Origin of the sequence: Pontibacter oryzae (assembly GCF_003576375.1) — a bacterium.
GTDB lineage: Bacteria > Bacteroidota > Bacteroidia > Cytophagales > Hymenobacteraceae > Pontibacter > Pontibacter oryzae.
Genome location: NZ_QWGE01000002.1, coordinates 292,457 through 306,088 on the forward strand (window position 1 = coordinate 292,457; position 13,632 = coordinate 306,088).

The 13,632-nt window shown below is 47.3% G+C and carries 11 protein-coding genes; 6 read left to right on the forward strand and 5 right to left on the reverse strand.

Annotated elements, in window-relative coordinates; all coding sequences use genetic code 11:
* Positions 1–55: 55 nt before the first annotated feature.
* Positions 56–1,375 (reverse strand): tRNA (N(6)-L-threonylcarbamoyladenosine(37)-C(2))-methylthiotransferase MtaB, encoded by a 1,320-nt coding sequence (mtaB, locus tag D1627_RS06110; RefSeq protein ID WP_119431350.1) that lies wholly within the window; start codon positions 1,373–1,375, stop codon positions 56–58.
* 142 nt (positions 1,376–1,517) lie between these two features.
* Positions 1,518–3,356, reverse strand: coding sequence for an LTA synthase family protein (locus D1627_RS06115; protein WP_119431351.1), 1,839 nt, complete (start codon positions 3,354–3,356; stop codon positions 1,518–1,520).
* 267 nt (positions 3,357–3,623) lie between these two features.
* Here D1627_RS06115 and D1627_RS06120 point away from each other — a divergent pair, with 267 nt between their 5' ends.
* Positions 3,624–5,813, forward strand: a complete 2,190-nt coding sequence (locus D1627_RS06120) for a glutamine synthetase III family protein (RefSeq protein WP_119431352.1) — start codon at positions 3,624–3,626, stop codon at positions 5,811–5,813.
* Positions 5,814–5,889: 76 nt separating this feature from the next.
* Here D1627_RS06120 and D1627_RS06125 read toward each other — a convergent pair whose 3' ends face one another.
* Positions 5,890–6,255, reverse strand: coding sequence for a hypothetical protein (locus D1627_RS06125; RefSeq protein ID WP_119431353.1), 366 nt, complete (start codon positions 6,253–6,255; stop codon positions 5,890–5,892).
* Positions 6,256–6,472: 217 nt separating this feature from the next.
* On the opposite strand from D1627_RS06125, the gene ispG reads away from it, so the two are divergent.
* From ispG to D1627_RS06145, 5 genes are all read left to right on the forward strand, one after another.
* On the forward strand, positions 6,473–8,446 hold the full coding sequence (gene ispG / locus D1627_RS06130; RefSeq protein ID WP_119431354.1) for a (E)-4-hydroxy-3-methylbut-2-enyl-diphosphate synthase: 1,974 nt from the start codon (positions 6,473–6,475) through the stop codon (positions 8,444–8,446).
* A gap of 3 nt (positions 8,447–8,449) precedes the next feature.
* Positions 8,450–9,505: an acyltransferase gene (locus tag D1627_RS06135; RefSeq protein WP_119431355.1), complete on the forward strand. Its 1,056-nt coding sequence runs from the start codon at positions 8,450–8,452 to the stop codon at positions 9,503–9,505.
* A gap of 100 nt (positions 9,506–9,605) precedes the next feature.
* Entirely contained in the window at positions 9,606–9,773 is a 168-nt protein-coding gene (locus tag D1627_RS18435; protein WP_199688391.1) for a DUF6728 family protein, read from the forward strand.
* Between the two features lie 11 nt (positions 9,774–9,784).
* Positions 9,785–10,150, forward strand: a complete 366-nt coding sequence (locus tag D1627_RS06140) for an MmcQ/YjbR family DNA-binding protein (protein ID WP_119431356.1) — start codon at positions 9,785–9,787, stop codon at positions 10,148–10,150.
* A gap of 280 nt (positions 10,151–10,430) precedes the next feature.
* Entirely contained in the window at positions 10,431–10,931 is a 501-nt protein-coding gene (locus tag D1627_RS06145) for a MarR family winged helix-turn-helix transcriptional regulator (protein ID WP_119431357.1), read from the forward strand.
* Between the two features lie 78 nt (positions 10,932–11,009).
* Here the strand turns inward: D1627_RS06145 and D1627_RS06150 are convergent, their stop codons facing one another.
* On the reverse strand, positions 11,010–12,671 hold the full coding sequence (locus tag D1627_RS06150; RefSeq protein ID WP_119431829.1) for a cation:proton antiporter: 1,662 nt from the start codon (positions 12,669–12,671) through the stop codon (positions 11,010–11,012).
* A gap of 9 nt (positions 12,672–12,680) precedes the next feature.
* Positions 12,681–13,529 (reverse strand): universal stress protein, encoded by an 849-nt coding sequence (locus D1627_RS06155; RefSeq protein WP_119431358.1) that lies wholly within the window; start codon positions 13,527–13,529, stop codon positions 12,681–12,683.
* Positions 13,530–13,632 lie beyond the last annotated feature (103 nt).

The following is a 13,632-nucleotide window of genomic DNA, read 5'->3' on the forward strand; positions in this document are numbered from 1 at the left end:
ATGTTTAGTTGGAAGATTTAGCAGCTTAAATATAAGAGTATTCTTGTCCAAAAACCTAATGCTTGAGCACCTCCTGAAAAGTTTCTTCGGCTTCCATCAACCCGTTGGCATCTAAGTTGGTCAGGCGCACATGCTTTGTCTCGTTCACCAGCACGGGATCATACTTGGCAACTACGCGCACGTAGTTTTCTGTCCAGCCTTCCATTTGGCCGTCTTTCACGTCATCCTCGAAAAGCACGGTAAACTCGCGGCCAATGTTCTGCTCGTAGAAATTGCGCTTTTTCTTCTCAGAAAGTATGCGCAGCATATCGGCACGGCGGTTCCTTTCTTTTATACTTACCTTGCCAGCCATGTCTGGGGCCAGGGTGTTTTCGCGCTCAGAGTAGGGGAACACGTGCAGGTAGCTCACATCTAGACCGTTAATAAAGTTATATGTTTCCAGGAAATCTTCTTCCGTTTCGCCAGGGAAGCCCACGATCACGTCCACGCCAATGCAGCAGTGCGGCATCAGCGCCTTGATTTTGGCAACGCGGTCGGCGTACAGCTCGCGCTGGTAGCGGCGGCGCATCAGTTTCAGGATCTTATTGGAGCCCGACTGCAGCGGCACATGGAAGTGCGGCATAAAGCGCTGGCTGGTGGCCACGTATTCTATTATCTCGTCTTTAAGCAGGTTTGGCTCAATGGATGAAATGCGGAAACGCTCAATCCCTTCCACTTTGTCCAGTTCCTTCACCAGCTCATAAAACGACTCCACGCGTGTGCCATCCTGTATGCCAAAATCGCCGGTATTCACGCCGGTCAGCACAATCTCTTTTACCCCGGATTCTGCAATCTCATGCGCAGACCTTACCACGTTGGCAATACTATCGGAGCGGCTGTTGCCACGCGCCAACGGAATGGTGCAGAACGTGCAGGAGTAATCGCAACCGTCCTGTACCTTTAAGAAAGTGCGGGTACGATCGCCGAAAGAATATGAATTATGAAACGTGTTGGCTTCGGAAATTGGGCTAGCGTATACCTGTGCCTTATCCTTTTTCTCAAATGTTGCCAGAATATCCACGAGCTGAAACTTCTCGGCAGCGCCTAAAACGGCATCCACGCCAGGTATTTCAGAGATTTCTTTTGGCTTTAACTGAGCATAGCAGCCAACAATCGTAATAAAGGCATCGGGAGAGTGCTTTAAGGCCTCCTTCACAATTTTGCGGCATTTCTTATCGGCGTTATCGGTTACCGAGCAAGTATTGATAACGTAAATGTCGGGCGTATCGGTAAATTCCACCTTCTCAAAGCCACGCTCCTGGAAAATACGTCCAATAGTGCTGGTTTCGGAGTAGTTGAGTTTACATCCTAAGGTATAAAAAGCTACTTTTTTCATAATCAGGGGGCAAAGATACGAAATTAAATTGTGAAAGGGTGAATGTGTGCCTTGCCAAGTATAGCTCTGGTACAAAGCACCTTAGAAGTTATACTTGGCTAGAAGAATAGTTTGTGTGCTTCTGTTGATTAAGCCGGGGTTCCTATTTCTTAACGAAATCCCCGAAGGAGTATTCCATATAAGCCTTGCCATTCTGGATTTGTTCCTCGCTCACAGTGCCTTCCTTTAAAATCGGTTTTTGTGAGACATTGTCGAAAGCAAGTATACCTTCGGGTGTGACGTATCCAAAACCATCGTTGAAAACATAAAACGCAAAAGGAGAGGAGCTTGGCGCCAGTAGGTTGCGGCTCCACTTAAACTGATTGTGCGGCAACTTTAATTGTGCGAGCAATGTGGCTGCAATATCCGTCTGGCTGCCAATGCCTGGTACTTTTATGCCGCTTTTGGCAAGTGCGCCGCCGGTAAGCATGAACGGCATTCTATACTTGCTCGGCAGGTGATTGGCATCGTGGCCAGGTAGCGGGTGCCCGTGGTCGGCCGCTATCACCACCAAGGTATTGTTCCACCAAGCTTCATTTTTGGCTGCGGCTATAAATTTACCCAATGCCCAATCGGTGTAGTAAATGCTGTTTCGGAATTTGGCCTCCTCGTTGTTACCGGGGAATTTAGCTGGAATCGGTATTTCGAAGGGCTCATGGCTGCTCAAGGTATAAACGGTGCTGAAAAAGGGCTGCTTTTCCTTGGCAAGATCTCCGAGCACACGCTCAAAAAGCACATGGTCGTGCGCGCCCCACTTCGAGTTGTAGGTGCTCGGGTCAAAGTCATACTTGTCGATTAGCTTATCGTAGCCGCCGTTGCGCAAGTATGATTTGATGTTTGCAAACTCCAACTCGCCGCCGTAAAAGTAGCTGGTGCTGTAGCCTTGCTCGGCAAATACCTTGCTTAGCTGTGGCAGTGCCTCGGTTTTTTGCGGGTATTTGATGATGGAGGTGGTTGTTTGCACGGGGTAACCACTCAGAAGCGCCACCATGCCTTTTTCGCTGCGGTCGCCGGCGGCATATATGTTCGTGAAATTTATGCCTGCGTTTGACAGGCTATCCAAGGTTGGCGTTACGCCCTGCTCGCCGCCCAGGCTGCCTACAAACTTGGCAGTATAACTCTCCAGGATGATGAATAACACGTTTGGCCTTGCCGAGCGAAGCACCATTTCCGTTGAATCTGACACCGACGCATAGAGTGCCTGCACACGTTCTTCGGCTTCCTGCTCCGGCATATACTGGTACGGGTTATGGCTGGATTTGTCATACTTCAGCAAGGCGTGCATCAGGTTCCAGGGCATGTTCAGTCCGGCATGGTTGGCGAACGGTTTATTAGAAAAGTATACCACGCTCTGGTTAATGGGAATTTGCTGCCAGCCGCCACGCAGGGGCAACACCAACAGGGCAGCATACAGCAGGGCCACCCCGGCCACCACCCAGCGATTCAGGTGCAGTGTAAATCTGTGCAGGTCAAAAATGCGGCGGTAAAGAAATAGAAATGCCACCGTAATGAACAGCGTGACTATGAAAAGTATAAACAGAGGCGCGCCCGCAGCGGAAGCCGCCATCTCGGTAGGCGAGCTCAGGTATTGTAGCGGAGAGGCATCAAGCCGGAACCCCCAATGGCTGTACAACTCTAGGTCAGCAGAAAGAAGTATGGACAGGAAAGCAAGTATAACTACTGTATAGTGCCGCACAAGACGGGCTGCCGGCAGTTTTTCCCACAGCAGCGACAGCAACACGAGTAAAAAAGGCGCTATACTTATATAAGCCGCAAACGAAGCATCCAGCCGGAGGCCGTACAGGAAGGTGTCCAGTACCTCGCCGGAGGTCAGGTCTGCGCTTTTCTCCAGGTGATAGATCAAAAAGATGGCTCTGGCCACTATAAAGTATAGCATCCAGAACAGGAAGTATAGGGGTTGGAAGTAAATGCGTTTTTTCACAGCGCGAATATAAAGTATAAGTCAGCCTTCGGTAACACTTTCTTAACAGAGATGGTTTCCGGAGTTTAAATAGCTGGGGTGCGAGAGGATAGGGGATGATTCAATATTTGACTGGATTTTGCAAAATTGCCCTAGTTAAATGAAGGGGTGTTTAAGATTTTGAAGTATGATTTTCTGAATTGCCCTTGAAAATTTATACCCTATTTGTTTCGAGGCGACGTTTTATGTTTATATTTGTAGCATATAACAACCCAACCCTAAAATCTAATGGCAATTTTAAGATTTAAAGCGCTGGAGCTTGCTAGCCAGCGCAAACCCGGTGAAGTGGCAAGCACTTCCCAAAATATTTCTGATTATTTCGGGGAAAACGTGTTCAGCAAGGCTGCCTTGCGTTCTACCATGTCTTCGGAAAACTATAAGCGCCTGCTCCGTACCATCGAGTCGGGCGACAAAGTGGACCGCCACCTGGCAGATGCCGTGGCCGCAGCCATGAAAACCTGGGCCATGAGCAAAGGTGCCACGCACTACACGCACTGGTTCCAGCCCCTAACTGGCGCTACTGCTGAAAAGCACGATTCATTCTTCGACCTGTCCGGTGATGGCGAGGCAATTGAGAACTTTAAGGGCAGTGCACTGGTGCAACAGGAGCCGGATGCCTCGTCTTTTCCAAGCGGTGGTATCCGCAACACCTTCGAGGCACGCGGTTACAGCGCCTGGGACCCGTCTTCGCCAGCTTTCCTGATCGAGAACGCCGGAACCAGAACGCTTTGTATCCCGACAATCTTCGTTTCCTATACCGGCGAAGCACTGGATTATAAAACACCGCTTTTAAAATCGCTGAAGTTACTGAACGATGCCGCTGTGCCGGTTTGCCAGTATTTCGATAAAGAAGTAAATAAGGTTAGCACCACTTTGGGTATCGAGCAGGAGTACTTCTTGGTTGATAAGGCCCTGTATGAGGCGCGCCCAGACCTAGTTATTGCCGGCCGTACGCTGTTCGGGCATTCGCCTGCCAAAGGCCAGCAGCTGGAAGACCACTATTTCGGAAGCATCCCGAGCCGTGTGCACGCCTTTATGGTTGATTTTGAGAAAGCGGCGCTTCGCCTGGGCATTCCGTTGAGAACGCGCCATAACGAGGTGGCTCCAAACCAGTACGAGTGCGCGCCAACGTTCGAAGACGCCAACCTGGCCGTAGACCACAACCAGCTGCTCATGGATATTATGGACCGTGTAGCAGAGCGCCACAACTTTAAAGTATTGCTTCATGAGAAGCCATTTAAAGGTGTAAACGGCAGCGGAAAGCATAACAACTGGGCCATGAGCACCAACACAGGCGTTAACCTGCTTGGCCCCGGCAAAAGACCAAAGGAGAACCTGCAATTCCTGACCTTCTTCATCAATACCATCATGGCGGTGCACACGCATGCCGACCTTTTGCGTGCCTCTATTGCCTCAGCCAGCAACGACCACCGTTTGGGTGCCAACGAGGCGCCTCCGGCAATCGTTTCTGTGTTCATCGGCCAGCAGCTTACGGCGGTGCTTGATGAGTTTGAGCGCACTTCTAAAGTGCCGATGGAGAAAGGCGATAACATGTACCTGAAGCTGGGTATCGATCGCATTCCAGAAGTGCTCCGCGACAACACAGACCGTAACCGTACGTCTCCGTTTGCCTTCACGGGTAATAAGTTTGAGTTCCGCGCGGTAGGCTCATCGGCCAACACATCTTCGCCAATGACGGTGCTAAACACCATTGTGGCAGACCAGTTGCAGCAGTTCCGCAAGTCTGTGGATGCGCTGATCGAGTCTGGCATGAAGAAGGAGCTGGCTATTATCCAGATCCTGCGCGAGTATGTTGCAGCTTCTAAAGCCATCCGCTTCGAGGGCAACGGTTACTCTAAAGAGTGGGAAGACGAAGCGGCAAGCCGTGGTCTTTCTAACATTAAATCTACACCGCTTGCGCTGGATGTGTATGAGCGCGATACTGTGAAGAAGCTTTTCACGGAGCACGGCATCTTCTCTGAGGTTGAGCTGGAGGCACGCCATGAGATCCTGCTTGAAGAGTACATCAAGAAAATCCAGATTGAGTCTCGCGTGATGGGCGACCTGGCCGTGAACCACGTTATCCCTACGGCGATAGCTTACCAGAACAAGCTGATTCAGAATATCCGAGGCCTGAAAGAGCTTGGCTTGGAGGATGATTACACAGTTAGCACCGTGGAGGCAATCAAGAAAATGTCGACACACATCTCAACTATTCAGAAGAATGTAAACGCGATGATCGAGGCCCGTAAGGTTGCCAACAAGATTGACGATGCCCGCGAACGTGCTATCATGTATAACGAACAGGTTTTCGGTTACTTCGACACGATCCGTTACAGCGTAGATAAGCTAGAGCTGATGGTGGATGACGAAGACTGGCCACTGGTAAAATACCGCGAACTATTGTTCCGCCACTAAGCGTCATCCATTTTTATTAGGTTGATAAGTGAGGGCACCCGATCAAGGTGCCTTCACTGCTTTTAGAGGCAAGCCATTAAGCCTTTAATTTTCGGATAAGCTCTCCGCTAACCTGCGCAAGTATAAGTGGAAGCAGAACCAGGGCAAGTGCTACGGCAATTACTTTGCGCAAGCCCAGCCGCATCATAAGCTTGCTAACTACCTGGTTGCGCAGCTCACTAAGTACAAAATGCCCCGTCTTCGTTAAGGGTTTGCCTTTCAGGATGTCCTTCACCTCGCGCCAATGCCCGCGTTGGAGCATACGGCGCAGGTAGTTAAAAACCGCGTCCTTGGTTACAAGTATAGCTTGGCTAAGCTGCTCCTGGCCTAACTTGCCCCAGGCCTGTATTTGGCTTAGTTTCTTCCAGCTTTTACGCGGTATAAAGTTGTGCATGTAAATCATATGTCATCAATTTTATACTTTAGTTTACGCAAGCCAACAACGGTCGGGAGTTATACTAGCCCGGAAAGTATGAGCCCGCAGTCCGGTCATTTTATACTTGTTGGCCGGAAATGGGGCCGGCATGCGGAAGTATGCGCAGAATTTTGCGTATTTTGCCCTTTGAACAAAGCAGCGGATACTTTAGTTAAAGAGACACATGGAATGTCAGCTTAATCAAATGAACAGTTCGTATTGCCCAAGCATGGTGGAATACAAGCGCAGAAAAACGCGCGTTGTAAATATTGGTGGCGTGCCTGTTGGCGGCGATAACCCTATCAGGGTGCAGTCGATGACGACCGTGGACACGATGGACACCCTGGGCTCAGTGGAGCAATGCATCCGCATGATCGAGGCCGGCTGCGAGTACATACGCATCACCGCGCCAAGTATAAAAGAGGCCGAGAACCTGCGCCAGATTAAAGAAGAATTACGAATCAGGGGTTATAATGTGCCTTTGATCGCCGATATACACTTTACACCAAATGCCGCGGAAGTTGCAGCCCGGATTGTAGAGAAAGTACGCGTAAACCCCGGCAACTATGCCGATAAGAAGAAATTCCAGGTAATTGAATACGACGATCTTTCCTATCAGGCCGAGCTGGACAGAATTCGGGAGCGTTTCGTGCCGCTTGTTCGGATCTGCAAAGAGCACGGCACGGCCATGCGTATCGGTACAAACCACGGTTCGCTATCTGATCGCATCTTGAGCCGCTACGGCGATACGCCGCTGGGCATGGTGGAAAGTGCGCTTGAGTTTATCCGCATCTGCGAGGATGAAGGTTACTATGACATCGTAATCTCGATGAAAGCCTCCAATACACAGGTAATGGTGCAGGCGTACCGCTTGCTGGTTCAGAAGCTGGATGAGGAAGGACTGCAGCCCTACCCGCTGCACTTGGGCGTAACAGAAGCCGGAGAAGCAGAGGATGGCCGTATAAAATCTGCCGTTGGAATAGGTACTTTGCTGGAAGACGGCTTGGGTGATACCGTGCGCGTATCTTTAACGGAAGCTCCGGAAGCCGAGGCGCCCGTGGCTCAGGCGCTTATAGACCGCTACACGCACCGTGCAGAAAAGGCGCAGCCAATCAAGCCGATTTGCAACGTGCCTTATGATCCGTTCCAATACCACCGCAGACATACAACCGAAGTGGCTAACCTGGGCGGCCTGAACGTGCCGCGCGTGGTAGCCGACTTGAGCCGCTTGACGGATGTAAAGTATGCCGACCTGAAAAGCGTAGGGCATTTATACTCTATGCTGCTCGATAAATTCAATATGAATGACCTGGGCGCCGACTACATCTATACCGGTGATAACCCGATCTCGTTTATGCTGCCAAACGGCCTGAAGGAGATCGTGAATTATGAAGCCTGGTTGCAGGCTGATCAGCGCGAGGAGCGCCACCCACTGATGCCTGCCGATGTATACCTTAGCGAGGCTGCGCGCCACCCTGCGCTCAACTTTATACTTGCCGGCATTTCAGATATATCAACTGAGCTTATTGAGGCGCTAAAGGTAGATGCCACTGCTGTGCTTATGCTGCACACGCAAAACGAGCACGCCATGCCGGAATTGCGGAAGTGCTTTATCCGTTTAATGAACAATGGAGTTCAAACGCCATGTATTATCAAGCGGGAGTATGGTGCGCTTACACAAGATCAGATGCAGCTATATGCCGCCACAGATGTGGGGGGGCTATTGATTGACGGTTTGGGAGATGGGATAATGCTTGGCACAGAGTTGCTTCCTGTGCAGGAAAAGCAGGATGAACTGCTTACCATTGACCGCCTGAACAGCCTGAGCTTCGGGATTTTGCAGGCTGCGCGCACACGCATGAGCAAAACGGAATACATCAGTTGCCCAAGCTGCGGCCGCACGCTCTTCGACCTGCAGGAAACCACTGCCATGATACGCAAGCGCACCGACCACCTGAAAGGTGTGAAAATCGGCATTATGGGCTGCATCGTAAACGGCCCCGGCGAAATGGCCGATGCGGATTACGGCTATGTTGGTGTCGGGAAAGACAAAATAGCGCTGTACCGTGGGCAGACCGTGATTAAAAAATCAGTGCCGGCTGATAGGGCCGTAGACGAGCTGATTGAGCTGATCCGGGAAGATGCCAAATGGATAGAGCCGATTAGGGTGGAAGAGTAAACTGTGATAACAACTGATAAGGCTGTTTTTGAACCTGCGCCAGGGAACGCAGTAGCAGAAGATGTAGCGTCGTATAATTTGATTCGTCTATTTGCTACGCTATCTGTCATTGTTGTGCACGTAGCTACACCAACTGTTGGTCAGTATGATCCGTCAACTGAGTTAAATTGGTGGGTTGGTAATTTTTATCAGTCGGTTTTCAGATCAGGAATCCCTTTATTCTTAATGCTTACCGGAGCGTTGCTTTTACCAAGAGCCGAAGGGTTTGTCTTTATTAAAAATAGGGTAATTCGAGTGCTTTTGCCTTTCTGCTTTTGGGTCTTCGTTTATTTGTTAGCAAAAAACTATATTCGAGATTTAAGCTTAGAGGATTACTTTATAGCGCTTTATGAAGGTAATTCGTATCACTTCTGGTATGTTTATCTTATTTTATCGATTTACTTTTTGATGCCTTTGCTCAGATTAGTGTTGCAATGGCTAAAGCCAACCTTAGTTCAGGTATTGGCATTTACTTGCATAATCTCCCTGAGTTTAAAACTTCTTCCAGATGATAATACTAATATTCGCTATCTATTAAACTACGCGATATACCTGGCTTATATTGTTTTTGGCTATTATGCTGCAAAGTTTGAGGATGTACAGTGGCTTAATAATTGCCAAATTGGAATGCTTTTAATTTTTCTCGGATTTGGAATAACTTTTTTCGGGAGTTACTATGTGTCTGCTTCTTCTGGGCATCATAGCGACTTACTGTATCAAAGCTCTATGGTGCATATTTTTTTAAAGGGACTCGGTGTTTGGATAATCCTGAAAAGAATGGTTAAATACATCCCGGATCGCTGGTTAAAGCACCTGAAGGCAATGAGTAAATTAAGTTTTGGAGTGTTTCTAATCCATCCGTTGGTAATTGATCATATTTTGATTGTTAGACTGGGGATCTCGCATAATCTACTCCATCCAGCTTTTGGGATATTTTTAACCAGTACTATGTGCTTTGTCTTTTCTTTCGTTATAATTTATTTGTTGAGTAAACTACCTTTGGGAAAGTATACTTATTAGCTGTAATAAGAAACAATACACCTGTGAATTAAATCATTTTGGAACAGCCGTTGTTTTCTAACTAAAGCATTGAAAAGTCAACGCATTTAATAACTGACCCATGAAAAAAGGACTCTTTGATTTTACGGAGGTGGCTACCTACTTTTTCAGGAAAAAAGACCCGAACCGAAAGACAAATTTCAACCTGCGCACCATGCACGTCATCAATAAAATATCAATCCTGATGTTTTTAGCTGGCGCAATCTACTTTATAGCAACGCATATTTAATCCATTTTGCCTTGGATATAGAAGCGTTTAGAGACTATTGCCTTGCCAAAGCCGGAACTACCGAGGAAACTCCTTTCGACGAGGATACGCTGGTATTTAAAGTATGCGGCAAGATGTATGCCTTATGTAGCATGGCTGATTACGGTAAAGGCATAAATCTGAAGTGCGACCCGGAACTGGTATTGGAATTACGCGAAAAGTACCCGCAGGTAAAGCCTGGTTATCACATGAGCAAGCGCCATTGGAACTTAGTTATGCCTGAGGCAGGCTTGCCCGAGAGCCTGTTAAAGGAGTGGATAGACTTGTCATATTACTTAGTAGCAGCAAAGCTTACAAAGCATCAACGTTCTTTGATTGGCTTTAACGACCTAGTGTAGAAAGGTTTCTCATAAAAAGTATTATTTACTCAAAATTAAGGTTAGTATACCACTTACTTCAGAGGAGCCTCCTGCAAAGGTGGCTCTTTTGCTTAATGGCCCCGTACAAAATAATAGTATGATATGTTTTTGGTGTATATACATTGGTGTTGCGAGGCCATTTCCAAGACTTACAGATGACTTTAGCTAAAAATATTGTTTTTGATATGTATTTATTGTTTCAATACCTCTGAAAAGACAAGATATTTTAGTATAATTGAGAAACTCACCTTATTATATTATGATCCTAGAGAAAGAATTTGGTATTAGTTCCTTCCGGAACGAATGGCAAAAGGCAAGTATGAGTTTAATCTATACTTCCGGTCTGCTAACAAACGGGTATGAAAGTTTTTTTAAAAAGCATAATATGACTACCCAACAGTATAATGCTCTGCGTATTTTGCGTGACCAGTTTCCAAAGCCGGTTTCAACGTCTTTCCTCCGCGAAAAGATGCTGGATAAAATGTCTGATGCTTCCAGGTTGGTTAGCCGCTTAAGTGCAAAAGGCCTTGTAACTGTAACACAAAACCCGGCAGACAAGCGGCTTGTTAACATTCTGATTTCGCAGGAAGGCCAGCGCATTTGCAGTATCATTGATGAAGACTTACCAAACCTGGATGCACTGATTCAAGGCATTACAGAAGAGGAGGCGATTACTTTGGTAGAACTGCTTTACAAAGTGCGGGAATCACTAAAGACAGTAGACGAACGTATAACAACCACAGAGAACGTGAATGCATAAAACTTTCTACTAATTTAATCATAAGTTCATCTTATGCGGAAAGGTGACAGAGAAGCCTGAGCGGCTGGTCTGTCACCTTTATCTTTTTATGGCAACAGCTGTGTTTGCTGGCAAAAATAGTTTCTTTATAACGGTCTCAACAGCATCAGAGAATGGAAGCAGGACGTGTACTTCCTTGTTCTCTTCCTGCAATAAGAACGCATCAGCTGCTCTGTGTGCCGTAACGGCTATTTTACCTTTATAGCCCATATGGTACAGCATCCTAATTAGGCTCTGGTTTAGTTGCACATCGGCAATGCTACTGATTACGGCCTTTGCATGGCTCAAGGGTAACTGCTCTGAGAGCTCCGGATCATCCATGTCTCCGTATTGCGCTGAAATGTCCTCTTTCTGCCAAAACCTTATAAGCTTTGGGTCAAAATCTACTGCTAACACCTTATAGCCGTGTTTTTTCAATTCCAAGGCGATATTGCTGCCAAACCTGCCTAAGCCAAAAAGTATGATGTCGAAGGGCGCATCCTGCCTTGCCTGATTTTCTTCTTTCGCGGTAATTTCTCTTTCAAAAATCCCGAGAACAGGGGAGAGCAACGCAAACAATGGGTGAGAGTAAATGATCATGTACGTGGACAAACCTATGGTAATGAGGCCGACTAATGTAACCAAGCCAACTGTTTGAGGGCTTATATGGCCTAAGCTCATACCAAGTGAGGCAAAAATCAGCGAAAACTCGCTTATCTGCGCAACAGTAAGGCCTGCCAGAAAGCTAGTTCGTTTTCTATAGCCCATCAATCCCATAATCACCATAACGATGAGTGGATTGCCTACGAGTACAAAAAGCGAAAATATAAGGGCAGGCACCACCTGGTCGCCGATGAGTTGCAGATTAAGGTGAAGCCCCAGATGAATAAAGAAGAAAAGCAGCAGAAAATCGCGGATACTAACCAGGCGGCCACTAATTACATTCCGATACTGCGTGGAGGCCAGCGATACGCCGGCTACAAAAGCGCCAACCTCACGGCTGAAACCTAGGTACTCGCTGCCTGATGCAACAGCCACGGCCCAAGCAATGGCAAACAGCACAAGCAGTTCCTGAGACCGTGCCAAGTATTGCACTAACCGCGGAATCACATAGATCATCAGCAATCCTATGGCTAACAATATGCCTAGTCCTCTGCCCAACATACCCAACATGTTGTACAGCAGCTGTTCGCCAATGTTATTATCCAGAGCCTTTAAAAAAATCATCATAAATACCACAACAAGGTCTTGCACAATCAAAAAGCCAATGGCAATCTGTCCGTGCAGCGAGTCTATCTCTTTTTTGTCAGAAAGGAGCTTTACAATGATAATGGTGCTGGAAAAAGTAAGCGCAATGGCGATATACAAAGAAACCAATGGAGTATAGCCAAGCGCAAGGCCTATAACAAAGCCAAAAACCGATGTAAAAACGACCTGTCCCAAACCAGTCATCAGGGCCACTTTACCCATTGAGCGAATTAGGTTCAGGTCAAGTTTTAAACCTACAACAAATAGAAGTATAGCAATGCCTAGATCTGAAAGGAGCGTTATTTTATCCGTGGATGATACCAGGTTTAGGCCTGTGGGGCCGACAAGTATACCTAAGGCTATAAATACAACAATAAGTGGCTGACGAAGCACTTGGCCGATAGCGCCCAAAATGGCAGCCAGCATAAGTATGATGGTGAACTCATAAAAGGCGTTTTGGTTCAGCAGCTCCATAACCATGCTTCATTGCACCTCCTTTATATGCGGTATAACTAACAAGGGCAACCCGGCTTTGCTGGCGGCTCTCTCTGCAAACTGCTCCGAGGGAGAATTTCCCCAAACTCCACGCTGCATTGGGAGCCAAACAAGCAGTTGAGTGCTAGTCTGTAGCAAGTACCTTTCCAAGTCCTCACTTTTATTGGCTTTGCGGATGGAGTTTATCTCATAGGGTAAATTGGATATTAAATTTTGGTTATCAGCTATCTGAATATAGTTTGGCTCCATTTCATCCTCATCTAACACAAAAACAAAGTATAGCTTGGCACTGTAGGTGTGCGCGATTTTCTCAAGTAGCTTTAGGCCGGGTCTCTCTCCGAATCGCTTTAGCCGAATAATAACTGAAATTGTAGCGAAGCCATTAAACGTATGGTTTGGAGGGATTATAAGCAGCGGTGCAATGGTATGGCGAATCATATCGCTGGTATTGCTGCCCATAAAGAATTTCTGAAAACCGCTAACTCCGCTCGAGCCCATTACCACCAGGTTTACAGTAGTGCTATAGCTGAGCTGAAGGACAGCATCTGTTAATGGAGCCGGCAGTACTTGCACAGTTTTGAGTACTTCTTTCGGCCTGATGCTCAGTTCTTGATATAGCTTCTGGCACTCCTGTTGCAGCTTTTGCTCCAAATGCCAGTGCTCGGACTCATATATGCTGGCGTACACTTCTTGTGGAGAAGTTGCGGGAACAGGCGGTCTTTCCATAGTGTGCAAAAACACTACTTCCGCATGATAGCTTCTGGCTAATTGCAACGCAGTATGCATGGCAGCATACGCATTCTCAGAAAAATCGGTAAGCACAAGTATACGTAGCATGATAAAAGAGTCTTACTATCTGTACGCAATAGCTTGAGTATGAAGTTGTAGCGTAGGGGCTTAAAAAAACAAGCCGCCTAGCTTTTAGTGGCTGAGGCGGCTT